16 protein-coding genes are annotated in these 13,657 nt (G+C 60.0%); 10 read left to right on the top strand and 6 right to left on the bottom strand.

Translation table 11 applies throughout. The features are described 5' to 3' along the window. Together BLU35_RS35485 and BLU35_RS34425 are read right to left on the bottom strand one after the other, a co-directional pair. Window positions 1-236, bottom strand: a 236-nt coding sequence (locus BLU35_RS35485) for a helix-turn-helix domain-containing protein (protein ID WP_143033063.1), incomplete at its 3' end; no start/stop codon positions are given. Between the two features lie 278 nt (window positions 237-514). Then, complete coding sequence (locus BLU35_RS34425) at window positions 515-1,408, bottom strand: LysR family transcriptional regulator (RefSeq protein WP_093236475.1); 894 nt, start codon at window positions 1,406-1,408, stop codon at window positions 515-517. Between the two features lie 107 nt (window positions 1,409-1,515). Between BLU35_RS34425 and BLU35_RS34420 the strand changes: the two genes are divergently transcribed. The 4 genes from BLU35_RS34420 to BLU35_RS34405 all read left to right on the top strand — a co-directional run bounded on the left by BLU35_RS34420 (window position 1,516) and on the right by BLU35_RS34405 (window position 4,217). Beyond that, complete coding sequence (locus BLU35_RS34420) at window positions 1,516-2,256, top strand: SDR family oxidoreductase (RefSeq protein WP_093236474.1); 741 nt, start codon at window positions 1,516-1,518, stop codon at window positions 2,254-2,256. Between the two features lie 108 nt (window positions 2,257-2,364). Further along, window positions 2,365-3,264 carry an SDR family oxidoreductase gene (locus BLU35_RS34415; RefSeq protein WP_093236473.1) on the top strand — a complete coding sequence of 300 codons (900 nt, stop codon included), beginning with the start codon at window positions 2,365-2,367 and terminating at the stop codon, window positions 3,262-3,264. 114 nt (window positions 3,265-3,378) lie between these two features. Next, window positions 3,379-3,873, top strand: coding sequence for a DUF1097 domain-containing protein (locus BLU35_RS34410; RefSeq protein WP_065375090.1), 495 nt, complete (start codon window positions 3,379-3,381; stop codon window positions 3,871-3,873). Window positions 3,874-3,947: 74 nt separating this feature from the next. Further along, on the top strand, window positions 3,948-4,217 hold the full coding sequence (locus BLU35_RS34405) for a hypothetical protein (protein ID WP_143033062.1): 270 nt from the start codon (window positions 3,948-3,950) through the stop codon (window positions 4,215-4,217). 152 nt (window positions 4,218-4,369) lie between these two features. Here the strand turns inward: BLU35_RS34405 and BLU35_RS34400 are convergent, their stop codons facing one another. From BLU35_RS34400 to BLU35_RS34390, 3 genes are all read right to left on the bottom strand, one after another. After that, window positions 4,370-4,828, bottom strand: coding sequence for a DUF2269 family protein (locus BLU35_RS34400; RefSeq protein ID WP_093236471.1), 459 nt, complete (start codon window positions 4,826-4,828; stop codon window positions 4,370-4,372). A gap of 348 nt (window positions 4,829-5,176) precedes the next feature. After that, window positions 5,177-5,734 (bottom strand): TetR/AcrR family transcriptional regulator, encoded by a 558-nt coding sequence (locus BLU35_RS34395; protein WP_286161732.1) that lies wholly within the window; start codon window positions 5,732-5,734, stop codon window positions 5,177-5,179. A 103-nt stretch (window positions 5,735-5,837) separates the two neighbouring features. Then, window positions 5,838-6,872, bottom strand: coding sequence for an AraC family transcriptional regulator (locus BLU35_RS34390; RefSeq protein WP_093236470.1), 1,035 nt, complete (start codon window positions 6,870-6,872; stop codon window positions 5,838-5,840). A gap of 220 nt (window positions 6,873-7,092) precedes the next feature. Here BLU35_RS34390 and BLU35_RS34385 point away from each other — a divergent pair, with 220 nt between their 5' ends. The 6 genes from BLU35_RS34385 to BLU35_RS34360 all read left to right on the top strand — a co-directional run bounded on the left by BLU35_RS34385 (window position 7,093) and on the right by BLU35_RS34360 (window position 13,467). Further along, a complete protein-coding gene (locus BLU35_RS34385; RefSeq protein WP_176907593.1) occupies window positions 7,093-7,902 on the top strand; it encodes a sugar phosphate isomerase/epimerase family protein in 810 nt (269 codons plus the stop codon). A gap of 7 nt (window positions 7,903-7,909) precedes the next feature. Beyond that, a complete protein-coding gene (locus BLU35_RS34380) occupies window positions 7,910-8,758 on the top strand; it encodes a sugar phosphate isomerase/epimerase family protein (RefSeq protein WP_093236468.1) in 849 nt (282 codons plus the stop codon). Next, entirely contained in the window at window positions 8,755-10,269 is a 1,515-nt protein-coding gene (locus tag BLU35_RS34375) for a sugar ABC transporter ATP-binding protein (protein ID WP_093236476.1), read from the top strand. Before BLU35_RS34380 ends, BLU35_RS34375 begins: the two co-directional genes overlap by 4 nt. Beyond that, a complete protein-coding gene (locus BLU35_RS34370; RefSeq protein ID WP_093236467.1) occupies window positions 10,266-11,246 on the top strand; it encodes an ABC transporter permease in 981 nt (326 codons plus the stop codon). Before BLU35_RS34375 ends, BLU35_RS34370 begins: the two co-directional genes overlap by 4 nt. After that, on the top strand, window positions 11,243-12,244 hold the full coding sequence (locus BLU35_RS34365; RefSeq protein ID WP_093236466.1) for an ABC transporter permease: 1,002 nt from the start codon (window positions 11,243-11,245) through the stop codon (window positions 12,242-12,244). The genes BLU35_RS34370 and BLU35_RS34365 overlap by 4 nt, the downstream gene beginning before the upstream one ends. Window positions 12,245-12,342: 98 nt before the next feature. Further along, a complete protein-coding gene (locus tag BLU35_RS34360) occupies window positions 12,343-13,467 on the top strand; it encodes a substrate-binding domain-containing protein (RefSeq protein WP_093236465.1) in 1,125 nt (374 codons plus the stop codon). A 7-nt stretch (window positions 13,468-13,474) separates the two neighbouring features. On the opposite strand, the gene BLU35_RS35985 is transcribed toward BLU35_RS34360, so the two are convergent. Further along, on the bottom strand, window positions 13,475-13,657 hold a 183-nt coding region (locus BLU35_RS35985), incomplete at its 5' end, for a hypothetical protein (protein WP_093236464.1).

Below are 13,657 nucleotides of genomic sequence, written 5' to 3'. Positions count from 1 at the left end.
GGAGCCTTGCCATTGATCAGGCCTTGGGGACCACGTTCGTTGAACCGCATGACCCAGTCCCGAACAATTTGGAGCGTGACGTTGCCGAGGCGGGCGGCATCGGAACGCGAGCCTCCATCGTAGATCGACGCGAGTGCCAACAGACGTCGTGCCTGGGCTGCGTCCTTCGTCTGCCGCGCCAGTCGCCGCAGACCTTCTCCATCAAAATCGTCACGTAATGAAATCCCTGATCGCATCGCAGACCTCCGGTTTGCACGAGAGATTCAGATTCATCGCGCTTTGGGAAGGCCAAAGAGTCGAGGTCAGCGAGGCGGCGTATTAGACATCTTCTCTCCCGCGCTCGGCGACAGCGAGGTGATGAGCCATTTGGATTGACTGAGTTCCAACGAGACGAAGATTGCGCCAATACAACCCGCCCCAGCCGAAATGGAAATCCCGCGATTACGCACGTGATGTCCTGCCGCTTTCGGACTTCGATCCTTCGACCTGATAGGGCGTGCGGGGCCGGCTATTCCTAGTGCCGGGCTTCACGGAAGACGCCGGCTAACCAGTCAATAAACACTCGGACCCGCGGAGACAATTGCCTGTTGCGGGGGTAGTAAAGTGACACTGGCGTAGGTGTGGGTGGAATGTTCGGTAGGACGTGGACCAACAAGCCAGCGTCGAGTTCCATCTGGGCGTGATAGCGCGGAATTTGTATCAGTCCGAGACCCTGTCTGGCTGCGGCAATGAAGCTTTCCGCGGCATTGACCGAAACGATCGTCGGGAGCTGACGATAGATGACTTTGCCGTTCACTGAAAACTCCAAAGGGATCAGTGTGCCGGTCGCTGATGACCGAAACCCAACCATGACATGCCCATCAAGCGCATCGGCGCTTTGCGGCGTTCCATATCGCTTCAGATAGTCGGGCGAGGCGCATGTTACCTCTTCCAGCACGGCGACACGTCGTCCGATCATATCTCCGCCCTGTGGCTCACCAACACGCAGAACACAGTCGATGCCTTCGCGAACGAGATCCACAAACCGATCGCCTTCAGTCATGTAAAGTTCGATATCCGGATATGACTTAAAGAAAGAGGGAAGGTTCGGCATGACGAAGTGCCGCGCAAGCGTCCCATGTACATCAACGCGGAGAAGACCTTTCGGGACCGCTCCTGCAAATGCTCCTTCCGCATCCTCGATGTCATCAAGGATTGAGATGCAGCGCTGGTAATAGGCTTCACCGTCGAGCGTTGAGCTGACATGCCGGGTTGTTCGTTGCAGAAGGCGCACCCCAAGGCGCGCCTCCAATTGTTTGACGGCATCCGTAACGGTGGAGCGTGGAAGCCCAAGATCCTCTGAGGCCGCAGTAAAGCTTTTGCGCTCCACCACACGACTGAAAATTCGCATCGCATCCAGCCTGTCCATTGTTCGCCGTCCCCGCATAGTATTGGCGGATAATGCATGATTATCCGCAGAACGGATAGTGACATCTTCCTCCTTGTCAACAAGCGCTGAGCGCAAAGGAGAACAAAATGTCCATCACCACGAACCAGGTCGCCATCGTTACCGGCGCATCCCGCGGAATCGGCGCAGCAATTGCTGAGCGCCTTGCAGCCGACGGAATCACGGTCGTCGTCAACTATTCGGGCAGTGCAGCGCCTGCTGAGGATCTCGTCCGCAAGATTGAAGCCAAGGGTGGCAAGGCAATCAGCGCCCAGGCTGATGTGTCCGACGCGATTGCAGTGGCTCGCATGTTCGACTCGGCGGAAGCCGCGTTCGGCCACATCGATGTACTCGTCAACAACGCCGGGATCCTGAAGACACTGCCCCTTGCTGAAACCAGCGACGAAGAGTTCGACCGCCACTTCGCCATCAACGCCAAGGGCACGTTCAACATGATGCGGGAAGCTGCAAAGCGCCTCCAGAGCGGCGGCCGCATTGTCAACTTCTCTTCGACGACGCTGGCTCTGAACATGCCGGGCTACGCGGTTTACAACGGCACCAAGGCCGCCGTTGAGGCCTTCACCCACGTCTTCGCCAAAGAACTGCGTGGCCGCAACATCACGGTCAATGCTGTAGCTCCCGGCCCCATCGCCACCGAGCTGTTCCTGAGCGGCAAGTCCGATGAGCTGATCGCCCAGTTTGCGAAGATGCCGCCGCTCGAACGCCTCGGCCAACCGGACGACATTGCCAACGTCGTATCTTTCCTCGCCGGCCCTGATGCTGGCTGGGTTAACGGCCAGATCGTTCGCGCCAATGGCGGCGTAGCCTGACCTCGGTCTGTTTCCCAGATTTCAATCATTGAGCCGGGCGGGTTTGAACACTCGCTCCTCCTTACCGCCCAACATTCCCCCAATCTGACAGATACGAAGGATAGTTCCATGTCTAAGCAAGTTATCGTCATCACCGGTGCCTCCAGCGGTTTCGGTGCCCTCACGGCCCGCGCGCTCGCCAAGGCCGGCCACACTGTCTACGCCGGGATGCGCGCTACCACCGGACGAAACGCCAAGGCCGTTGCCGACGCCGCGGCTTTCGCCAAAGACAACGGCGTCGACCTTCGCTCCGTGGAACTGGACGTCGGCTCCGACGCGTCGGTAGAAGCAGGAATTGCCACGATCATCGCAGATGCCGGTCGCCTCGATGTCGTTATGCATAACGCCGGTCATATGTCGTTCGGGCCGGCAGAAGCGTTCACTCCGGAGCAGTTCGCTGAACTCTTCGACATCAACGTTCTGTCCACACAGCGCGTGAACCGCGCCGCACTGCCCTACCTTCGCAAGCAGGGCAAGGGTCTGGTCGTTTGGGTCTCCTCTTCGAGCACTCGCGGCGGCACTCCACCGTACTTGTCTCCCTATTTTGCCGCGAAAGCGGCTATGGATTCGCTTGCTGTATCTTACGCAGCCGAGTTGACCCGTTGGGGGATTGAGACATCCATCATCGTTCCGGGTGCGTTTACCAAGGGCACCAATCACTTTGCTCATTCCGGCTCGCCGGCCGACACAGTGCGTACAGCTGAATACAACGAAGGCCCTTACAAAGGCGTTCCGGAACAGGCTTTGCAAGGTCTTGCAGCGCTTGAGCCCGCCGATGCGGATGCCGGATCGGTGGCTGTCGCAATCGTCGACGTGATCGACATGCCATTCGGCAAGCGGCCCTTCCGTGTTCACGTCGATCCCTCACAGGATGGTGCTGAGATCGTCAATGGCGTTGCCGATCGCGTGCGGGCGGAAATGTTCCGCAACATCGGCCTGCAGGACCTGTTGAAGCCGGCCAATCTATAAATATCGCAATCGTTGATGCAGTTCCAATCGTGACGTTGGGGCTGCTCCTCCAGATCGCGCACTATCACTTCCCGATTGCGGGTTTCCCACCACCGATTAAAACTGGAAAACGAGATGACTGACAAATCGAAAAACAAACCCATCCTGACGACCCTGAGATTCCATGCCATTACGCTAATCGCCGCCGTAGTTGCCGCGTTCGCGGCCACGTCTTCAGCAAGCCTTGGTTGGCCGGTTTGGGCAATGTTTATGGGATGGGTCGCGTTCTATACGCGTGGGCACTCTGCAAAGGACGCCTTCTGCAGCTATCTTTGCCTGGCGGCCGGAATAACAATGGGAGTGGCAGCCGTGCTGGCAGTAGGAATGTTAATCCCCGCGACTGGGCCATTGGCTTTCGGGATTGTCGTGTTCGTCGTTGCGATGCTTGTTGTATCGCTGCGAGTGGCCGCTCCACTCAACAACATTCCAGCCTACTTCCTCGGCTTGATCACCTTTTTTGCAGCGCATCTCGAACCAGGTCTCCTTGCAGTCGCCGAACTCCTATCCGTCAGTGGTCTCGGTTCCGTTGCGGCCTGGTGCGCATCCCGCCTTCAGCGGCAGGTGGCGTAAAGGAACATTCCTCGCGTCCGGTCGCCCCGCCGATTGGACGCGAGGTCTCACATCAAAATAGAGGATGTCGTGAAATGCATACTAGCAAAGTCATTGCGGCGGGGCTCTTTATTTGCGCCGGCATAATGCTGCTTTCCAAACTGTGGACGACAACAAAACCTTCGACGGGTGCAGCACTAAGCGTCTTCCTGGCCATCTGGTTGATCATTTCTGTCGTCAATCTTTGGATCGGTGTCTACCGTGCCGGCTATTCGATCGCAGAGGAACTTCCGATCTTCGCTGTCGCGTTTTCCGTTCCCGCCATCGCAAGTCTGTTTGCCGCCCGGTTTCTGATGAATAATTAGAACTCCCGGGGGACGGCGATGGAGTACGTCACCAACCTGGAGTTGAACGAACCTTTGTCGACGTGACCTCGATGCCGCTTCCCCGGAGTGACAAAAACGTCTGGTGAAGCGGAGGCTGCTCTCACAATGTGGTTGGGCACGACAAGGTAGTTCTAAGCCCCGAATACCGCGGTTAGATCAGGCTTAACGACCATCAACGCTATTATCAGAGCGAAAAGCGCGACCGTCACCACGCGGCCCCCCAAGGCGCGCTTGTTTCCAAGAAGCGTTTGAACTTCCAATTTGTCGATCTTGCCTTGAAGGGCAGGACGCACCTGCGCCTCCCATGGCGTGACGAATGTCCTTTCGACAATCATCAACGCGGCGATCAGGGTGAACGATGCTAAAAGCCAGGGTGTCGATAGCGACCATCCACCTAAAACGATGAGCCCAATTCCTCCGGCAATCCCTATGCCGGCAAGTGCTCCTGCAATCCTGTTCGCGATCAGGGCCAATTTCGCAGCTCCGACTTGCCCCCGCGAGGCAGAAATGAAAAGGAGCTCCCTCGCTGCAAACAGCAGAAATGCCGTGCCCATGGCCGCGGCATGAAACATCACGACGTTTGCGTACATCTCTTGTTACCTTAGCGTGGGGCTTCGAGAAGCGGTTACTCAGCCGCTCGTGCGGCAGGTTGATTTCGACACGAGGCTGGTTCTGGCTGTTAGAATTGCCGCGCGCAGACCTAATTGTGAGTTATCACTCGCAAAAATCTACTCGCGTTCGGGATACCGGCTGCGCGAGCGCTGCCCTTCGAATTTCCCCGGTAATTTAGGCCGTTAGCCGTCGGCCTTCACGGGGCGAAGTCAAGTCACCTAGACCCTGCTCGCATCTTTGATGTCTGCCACCCGAAGGGCGTTACTGCAGGTAGCGCGTGATCAGCGTCGTCACTTCCTTAATGAAGGCCTCGACATTCCCATCGTTCAGTCTCTCGGGACTATCGACCACGGCTCGTGCGTGAGCGCTTCCGTGCAACTGACGCAAATGTAAGCAGCCAGAGCCAGATCCATCGGCCGCAGTTCAGGTTTGTGCAATTCGAGATAATCCCTTACCAGCGCGTAGAACTCTCGGTCAAAGCCATCAATCGTATCGATTCGTCCTGCACGTGGCGTCTCCTCCACCAAAACCCGGTGAAGGTCCGGGTTCACGCGATGAGCATTGATCATCGTCTTCACCAGTTCCCGCACGGCCCTATCGATCGGCAGCGTCGCGACCTTTACGAGCGTGCCACGCAAGACATCCACCATCTCGCTCTTGTGTCGTTCGATGACGGCAATCACGAGCGCTTCCTTGCTGGGAAAATACTGATAGAGAGAGCCGATACTGACACCGGCCTCGTGAGCAATCCGATTTGTGTTGGTTCGATCAAATCCTTCTTTGATCAATACGCGGGCCGTGGCTTCGACCAAGATCTCGATCGTCGCTCGCGAGCGTTTCTGCGAAGCGGCCTTTCGAGGTGTCAAAAGAACTTTCTTGTCCATTCGGCTTTGATCCGGTCGCGGTGGCAAGGATGAATGCGGAATGAGCCGTGAGCTTCCTTGCGGAAGCATTGACAACTTCATCGGACCCGCACCCGACCCACTCTCAATTGGCGATCGATAGTGGTTGGCGCGGCGTTTCCATCGGCGAGAACCCGAAGCGCTTCTTGTAGCAGGTGGCAAAATACTGGCTCGATGAGAACCCACAATCAAAGGCGACGTCGGTGACGGATTGTTGGCCGCTTTCGAGCAGTTTTCGTGCGGCACCAAGCCGGAGCGTCTGAAGATAGCGGACCGGCGTCATGTTAGTCAGCACCTGGCAATGCTGCGAGAATTGCGTGCGGGAAAGATTGCATTCTGCGGCCATGTTCTCCAGCGTCCAGTCCTCGTCGAGCGCATGGCGCAGCCGCTTCAGGAAGATCTCAACCGTGCGCTTGGAACTTGCGAGAGCAAGATCGAGGACCGGCGCCTGGCTTTCCAACATCTGGCGGAATTTCAGCAACATCATCGAGATCAGCAGGCGCAGGTGCGCTTCCCCGCCCTCGATATCGCCGCCTGCCACCACCTCGTGGATATCGAGGAAGGTGCGCGCGACCTCACGCGAGGCGTTGTAAGAGATTTGCTCGTTCTTCGACAGAAGTTCGCTCAGCCGCTTTCTGTCGCGCTCTGGCCAGCCGATCCAGTCAGGCCAGAGCCAGGTTTCGTGCGGGCGGCGTACGCCCATATCCATGAGCACCCAGATGATGTGGCTGGCGCCGACATTGGGACCGCCGAGTGCGTGCAACTGCCAGGGCCGCACGACGAACATCTGGCCTTCGTTGATGGTCGTCCTGCGGCCATCCATGGTTATCGTCAGTGAGCCGCGCGCCAGATAGGCGATCTTGACCCCCTCATTACAATGTTCGCGCAGCCCCCAGTCCTGTGGGGTCGTCGCATCCCATCCGCCAACGGAGCAGACCTGCGGCAGCGCCGCGCCGAGGTCGATGCCGGGATAGCCGCGTCGCGTCCAGGCATTCAGGGAGACCTGACCCGCAAGCGAGGCCTTCATCAGGTCCTGGCAATTGCCCGCATAGAGCAGGGCGCCCGGCTCGCGGAAGACGGCAGGCCGATTGACCGCCCGTTCATTGTTGCTCCTCGTCATGCCACTCCCCCGCAAATGTATAAAATTTACCAGTCGTCTATTTCGAACGCAGGCAGCGATTTATTGCGCAATGCTTGGACATCATCAAGCGGCATTTGGAGGCGCTGATGATTTGCCATTGAAACTCAATGGCATGGGGAGAAATTGGGAGGAATTGCCGGTGCGGATAGGCTTCCACACGGACGCGTTCAACTCGGCCTACTGGTCGTTTGAAAAATGCTTGGAATGGGCAAGCGACAACGATTTGCACTTCATCGAGTGTGGTCTGATCGACGGCGTGAGCTGGATCCACGGACTGGGCTATCAACCGCATGTCGCGCTCTACGAGGACCCGATCTTCTTGCGTCGCAAGATGGAGCGTTACGGCGTGCGCTTTTCCCAGGTCGATGCGGCCTATCCGCTGTCTGGCGAGGACGGACCGCTCAGAGGTGTGCCCTATGTGCTGAAGTCGATTGCCTGGGCCGCGCAGGCCGGCAGTCCCTGCGTCGACACGACCGACGGGCTCCACATGCCGCCCGGACTTACCGAAGAAGAGTCGATGGCGCTGATGAAGCGCAGCTACGAAAAGATCGTCGAAGTCGCCGAAGCGCACGAGATCGTCGTTAACATCGAGCCTCATGGTCATTTCACGACGCGTCCGGAATTCATGGAGCGCATGCTCGCCTTCGCAGACGACAGCAAGTGGCTGCGCATGAACATGGACACCGGCAACACCTTCATTGCCGGCCAGGAGCCCACGCAGTTTCTGTCGCGGTTCATCGACAAGGTGTCTCATGTCCACCTGAAGGATGTGTCGCGGTCGCTGGCTGCGGCCGCTCGCGGCGGACAAACGGGGATCGCGGTCAGCCATTGCGCGCTCGGCGATGGGGTCAATGCCGAGAACATCAAGGCTTGTCTGGCCATGCTTCGCGACCATGGCTACGAGGGCGTGCTCAGCCTCGAATGCGAAGGGGCCGCAGGCCCTATGATCGAAACGTCATTGTCCTGGATCCGCGCGACCTGTCGCGATCTCGGCATCTCGCTGAAGTGAGCGCGCCATGAAGCTCGGCATCAATCTCCTCTGCCTGACCGATTTCGTCGAAGAGAGGCATCTCGACAGCATCGGTCGGTTGCGCGATCTCGGCTATGACGGCGTCGAGGTGCCGGTCCTCTCGGGCGAGGTCGGTCACTATGAACGCCTGGGCCGCGAGCTGGACGGGCTCGGCCTTGGTCGGTCAACGACATCGATCGTCCCGACGCCTGAGGCAAGCCCCATCAGTTGCGATGCCGAAGTGCGGGTGCGCGGGATTGCCCATCTCGACTGGGCGCTGGATTGTGCCATCGCCCTTGGCGCCGAAAGCATGGGCGGACCCTTCCACGCGCCGATCGGCTTCTTTACCGGCAGGGGCGCCAGCGAAGACGAGTTGAAATATGGGGCAGACGCCCATCATGCGCTCGCAGCGCGCGCCGCGGCCAACGGCATGCATTTGAGCCTCGAGCCGCTCAATCGCTTCGAGACCTATTATCTCAACACGATGGAGCAGGCGCGTGCCTATGTGGATCGCGTGGCGCATCCCGCCTTCAAGATCATGTACGACACGTTCCATGCCAATGTGGAGGAGCGTCGGCCGGAGGCAGCGATCCGCCTGATTGGCCAGGATATCGGCGTCTTCCATGTCTCGGAGAACGATCGCGGCATACCCGGGCGGGGGCATATCGACTTTGCCGCGATGTTCACGGTGCTGAAGGAGATCGGATATGACGGTTGGCTGACGCTTGAGGCATTCGGCGCCGGGCTGCCGGCGATCGCGACGGCGACCCGCGTCTGGCGGCCGTTGTTTCCCGATTTCGATACGCTCTTTTCCGAGAGCGCGACATTCATCCGCAAGACATGGGCTGCAGCATGAACACTGAACACCCCGCCATCGAGATGCGCGGTATCACCAAGAGTTTTCCCGGCGTCAAAGCCTTGAGAAACGTCAGCTTCTCCGCTCACTGCGGAGAGGTTCATGCGCTGGCTGGCGAGAACGGCGCGGGCAAATCGACGCTGATGAAGATCCTTTCAGGTGTCTATCGGCCGGATGCAGGCGCAGTCGTCGTGAACGGCGAGGAGCGGCATTTCACGCATCCGCTGGCGGCGATCCGCGCGGGCATTGCCGTCATCTACCAGGAATTCTCCCTGCTGCCTGAGCGAACCGTCGCACAGAACATCTTCCTCGGCCGCGAGCCGACGCGTCGCGGTCTGATCGACCACAGGGCGATGAACGACGAAGCGCGGCGCGTACTTGCGCTGTTCGGTTCGGCGCATCGCATTGAGCCGAATACTGTTGTTGCCGACCTCGACGTCGCCAGCCAGCAACTGGTCGAGATCGCCAAGGCGGTGTCGCTCGACGCGCGGGTGATTGTGATGGACGAGCCGACGGCAGCGCTGAACGAGGCGGAATGCGAGGTGCTCTTCGATCTCGTCGACACGTTGAAGAAAAGGGGTGTGGCGATCATCTACATCACTCACCGCATGCCTGAAATTGCGCGGCTGGCCAATCGCGTGACCGTGCTCAAGGATGGCGAGGTGGCGGTGCGCTTCGACCATGTGCCTGAGCCCGAGGCGATCGTGCGGGCCATGGTGGGTCGCGACCTTGGCGATTTCTATGCGGAACCGGCAGCGCCGCAGGAGATCGGCGATGTCGTGCTCTCAGTCTGCAACGCCGGCAACGACCGGCTGAAAAACGTGTCTTTCGATCTGCGCGCCGGCGAGATTGTCGGTTTCTCCGGCTTGCAAGGGGCAGGGCGCGTCGCGCTCGCGCAGGCGATCTTCGGCCTTTCCCCCTTCACCGAGGGCGAGATCACGCTTGCCGGCAAGCCAGCGCGGTTCACCAGCCCGCGCGAGGCGATCCGCGCCGGAGTTGGCCTCCTGCCGGGCGATCGCAAGGCCGAGGCGCTGGTGTTGATGCAGTCGGTCGTCGACAACGGCATGCTTACCTCCCGCGCACTTTCCGGTCTTTCCGGCAATGCCGACGCGACGTCTTTCGTTTCGGCCGAGGCGATGGAAAAGCTGCTGCGTGAGCTCGACGTGCGCGCCGGCAGCTTCTCCCAGGACATCAAGGCGCTCTCCGGCGGCAACCAGCAGAAGGCTATCGTCGCGCGCTGGCTGGCGCTCGCGCCTCGCCTGCTGATCTTCATCGAGCCGACACGCGGCATCGACGTCAATGCCAAGGCCGGGATTTACCACCTGATGCGCGATCTGGCGCGCAAGGGCACGGCCATCATGATGGTCTCGTCCGATCTTCCGGAAGTTCTCGGCGTATCCGACCGTATTCTTGTGATGCGGAATGGCGAACTCGTCGCGGCGTTCGCTCGCGGGGTCTGTGAGGCCGACGTGATGTTGGCGGCAACCGGCGAGGAGGCGGTGGCAGCATGAGCAAGGCAACTCTCATTAGGTGTCCGGCCTGGCGTTTGGAACACTATGCGCCGGCGCTGCTGCTCGGCCTGGCCGTCTTCATCTATGTCGCGATCGCGCTCAGCCTCGGCCTGACACGCTTCCTGACACCGGAGGCAACCGTCTCCATCCTGAACCGGTCCATCGCGCTCGGCATCACTGCCGTCGGGCAGACTTTCACCATCCTTGTCGGCTCGATCGATCTGTCGGTGGCCCATCTCATCTCGGCCTCGGCCGTGGTTTCCTCCGCGATCATGAACGGCGATCCGGCGATGATGGTGCCGGCCGTCGTTGCGGTGCTCGTCATGGGGGTGGTGGTCGGAACGCTCAACGGGCTCCTCATCACCCGCCTCGACGTCAACCCGCTGATCGCGACGCTCGGCATGGCGCTGATTATCCAGGGCTGTCTTGCCTCTTTTCACGGCCAGTTCGGCGGCTCGGTGCCGGATGCGTTCCAGTATCTCGCCTATGGCGAGGTGCTTGGCCTGCCGGTCAGCCTGATCGTTCTGGTGCTGCTCGTCCTTGGCGCATGGATCGTGCTGCGCTTCACCCGCTTCGGCTCCAACATCTATTCGGTTGGCGGCGATCGCGACACGGCGCGCGCGGCAGGCATCGACACGACGCGGGTCGTAATGGCGAGCCATCTCATCTGCAGCCTTTGCGCATCGCTCGCGGGCCTCTATCTGGCCAGCCGCCTGAAATCCGGCTCGCCCTGGATCGGCGCGGAGGGCGCCTATGATCTGGAATCGATCGCCGTCGTCGTCATCGGCGGGACGATCCTCTCCGGAGGCAAGGGCGGGATCTGGGGCACCGTCGCCGGCGTGATCATTTTCTCGCTGATTGATTCCATCTTCAATCTCGCCGGCATCGACGCCTTCGCCAAGCAGGTGATGCGCGGCATCATCATCGTCGCCGCCGTCGCCTTCTACGCAGTACGTTCAAAGAGGATAGTGGCATGATCCAGGAAACCGTCGGCTCCGAAAAGACGCGCGGTGTTGCAAGCGCAGGGCGGCTGCCGAAGATCAATCCGGTCTTCTTCGTGCTCGCAGCGCTTCTCGTTGCCATCACGTTTTCAAACCCGAACTTCATCGAGCCCACCGGCTACATGAATTTCCTGAAGCGAGCCGCCCCACTTGCCGTCCTTGCGGCCGGCCAGATCTACGTCATCGTCTCCGGTGGCTTTGATCTTTCCGCAGGCTCCCTCATCACGCTGACGGTCGTCGGGTCGTCGATGCTGCTGGACAACAGCGCCGATGCGACCTGGTGGGTGATTGCGGTCATGTATGCTATGGGGCTCACCGTCGGCGTGGTGAACGGCCTCGTCGTTTCCTACCTCCGGGTGCCTTCACTGATCGCGACGCTCGGCATGATGATCACGCTGAACGGGGCTGCCTTCATGTGGTCGAGCGGCTCGCCGCGTGGCTACCTGCCGGAGACCTTCCGCTTCTTTGGGCGCGCCAGCCTTCCGGGCATGCCACTGATCCAATTCCTGCCGGTGGCATTGCTGGTGCTGCTGATGGTCGGCTTCGTCCTGTTCTGGCTCATGCATCGCACCAATCTCGGGCGCATGTTGCATGCGCTCGGCGACAATCCGCGAGCGGCGCAAATGTCGGGTGTGCCGATCGAGAGGGTGCGCATCATCGCCTTTGTTGCCTCGTCTTTGAGCGCGGTAACGGCCGGCATCCTGCTCGGCGGATTTGCGGGCGTATCGACCGATGTCGGCGTCGGCTACGAGCTGCAGGCGATCACCGCCTGCGTTATCGGCGGGGCGCAGCTTCTCGGCGGCCGCGGCTCCGTGCCGGCTTCGATTGCCGGGGCACTGACGCTGACCGCCATCTTCACGCTGCTCAATTTCATCGGACTGCCGAAGCCGACGCGCGATGTCGTCCAGGGCCTGATCCTGATCGCCGCAGTCGTGCTTGCCACCTACCGGCGCAACCGCGCCGGCGGGACCTGATTTCGAAGGGCAGAGCGGGATGCGGGCGCATACACCTTTCCACATCCCGCTCCGCGCCATCGGGAGGAACTGAAAATCATGATCAATGGGAGTGAGACATGAAAAGATTGCTGACCGCCGCACTTTCGGCTGCGCTCATCGCGGGCACGGCGCATAGCCAACAGCTGAACTTCGACGATATTGCCGAGTTCGACAAACAACGGACGCTGCTGACGGCCAAGGCCAACGGCCCGGAAGGGGAGCCCTGGGAACAGTTCTACGGCGACCAGATGGCCGACACCGCAAAGTACAAGAAGCCAGGTCCCTACACGATCTGCTTCTCGAACGCCGGCGTGAACAATGCCTGGCGGGTGACCGGCTGGACGAACATGCAGGCCGAAGTGAAACTCCATCCGGAAATCAAGGAGCTCATTCACGTCGATGCCGAAGGCTCCGACGACAAGCAGATCGCCGACATCGACGACCTCATCAACGGCGGCAAGTGCTCGGCGCTGATTGTCTCGCCGAATACGACGGCAGCCCTGACGCCGGCAGTCGAAAAGGCCTGCGCCAAGCTGCCAGTGATCGTCTTTGACCGCGGCGTCAATAGCAAATGCCCTGTCACCTTCATCCATCCGGTCGGCGGCTACGGCTTCGGCATTCAGGCAGGCGAGTTCGTGGCGGCCACAGCACCGGCTGGCGCGGACGTCCTGATGCTGCGCATCGTGCCGGGTGTTGATGTGCTCGAGACGCGCGCGTCCGCAGCCAAGCGCATTTTCAAGGAGACGGGGCTGAACGTCGTAGGCGAGGAGTTCACCGAGGGCGACAATGCCAAGACCAAGTCGATCGTCGAAGACTATCTGCAGCGCGGCAAGATCGATGCGATCTGGATGGATGCTGGTGCGACGGCGGTTGCTGCACTCGAAGCCTTCGAGGATGCCGGCTTGCCACCTCCGATCATTACCGGGGAAGACCAGCAGGACTTCCTGGTCAAGTGGAAGGCGGAGGGCTTTAAGGCGATAGCGCCGACCTATCCGACCTACCAATGGCGCACGCCGATCATCGCGGCGGTGAAGGTGCTGAATGGCGAGGCGGTGCCGGGTCCGGAATGGGTAATGCCGCAGCCGGCGATCACGGCAGTGACGCTCGACCAATATGTCGACGCCAACATGCCGCCTCTGCATCATGCCATGTGTGGTTGCGAGAAGTTGCCGGACTATCCGGCTGCCTGGGGTGGAAAATAGGCTAGTACTACAGTTGCAGTTCATGTCTCATTTTGTAGTGGGCGCCCATTGCGGCGGCCTGATGTTTTCGTCTCCAGAGTGACCATGCGAGAACGAAGGTCGTCCTCATCGGCGGTCGCAGTAGGAGCCGTGTGATCAGATAGCGGATCTCTGCGACGCTTGGTAGAAGCGCAAGTTTGTCGGTCAGGCG

The organism is Sinorhizobium sp. NFACC03, from assembly GCF_900103435.1.
GTDB lineage: Bacteria > Pseudomonadota > Alphaproteobacteria > Rhizobiales > Rhizobiaceae > Ensifer.
This window is presented reverse-complemented; position numbering and strand designations above follow the sequence as displayed.

What these genes read in the sequence shown, in the direction of transcription:
- BLU35_RS34425 (WP_093236475.1), bottom strand. Translation starts at nt 1,408, where the DNA reads ATGGACAGGCTGGATGCGATGCGAATTTTCAGTCGTGTGGTGGAGCGC.
- BLU35_RS34420 (WP_093236474.1), top strand. Translation starts at nt 1,516, where the DNA reads ATGTCCATCACCACGAACCAGGTCGCCATCGTTACCGGCGCATCCCGC.
- BLU35_RS34415 (WP_093236473.1), top strand. Translation starts at nt 2,365, where the DNA reads ATGTCTAAGCAAGTTATCGTCATCACCGGTGCCTCCAGCGGTTTCGGT.
- BLU35_RS34410 (WP_065375090.1), top strand. Translation starts at nt 3,379, where the DNA reads ATGACTGACAAATCGAAAAACAAACCCATCCTGACGACCCTGAGATTC.
- BLU35_RS34405 (WP_143033062.1), top strand. Translation starts at nt 3,948, where the DNA reads ATGCATACTAGCAAAGTCATTGCGGCGGGGCTCTTTATTTGCGCCGGC.
- BLU35_RS34400 (WP_093236471.1), bottom strand. Translation starts at nt 4,828, where the DNA reads ATGTACGCAAACGTCGTGATGTTTCATGCCGCGGCCATGGGCACGGCA.
- BLU35_RS34395 (WP_286161732.1), bottom strand. Translation starts at nt 5,734, where the DNA reads ATGGACAAGAAAGTTCTTTTGACACCTCGAAAGGCCGCTTCGCAGAAA.
- BLU35_RS34390 (WP_093236470.1), bottom strand. Translation starts at nt 6,872, where the DNA reads ATGACGAGGAGCAACAATGAACGGGCGGTCAATCGGCCTGCCGTCTTC.
- BLU35_RS34380 (WP_093236468.1), top strand. Translation starts at nt 7,910, where the DNA reads ATGAAGCTCGGCATCAATCTCCTCTGCCTGACCGATTTCGTCGAAGAG.
- BLU35_RS34375 (WP_093236476.1), top strand. Translation starts at nt 8,755, where the DNA reads ATGAACACTGAACACCCCGCCATCGAGATGCGCGGTATCACCAAGAGT.
- BLU35_RS34370 (WP_093236467.1), top strand. Translation starts at nt 10,266, where the DNA reads ATGAGCAAGGCAACTCTCATTAGGTGTCCGGCCTGGCGTTTGGAACAC.
- BLU35_RS34365 (WP_093236466.1), top strand. Translation starts at nt 11,243, where the DNA reads ATGATCCAGGAAACCGTCGGCTCCGAAAAGACGCGCGGTGTTGCAAGC.
- BLU35_RS34360 (WP_093236465.1), top strand. Translation starts at nt 12,343, where the DNA reads ATGAAAAGATTGCTGACCGCCGCACTTTCGGCTGCGCTCATCGCGGGC.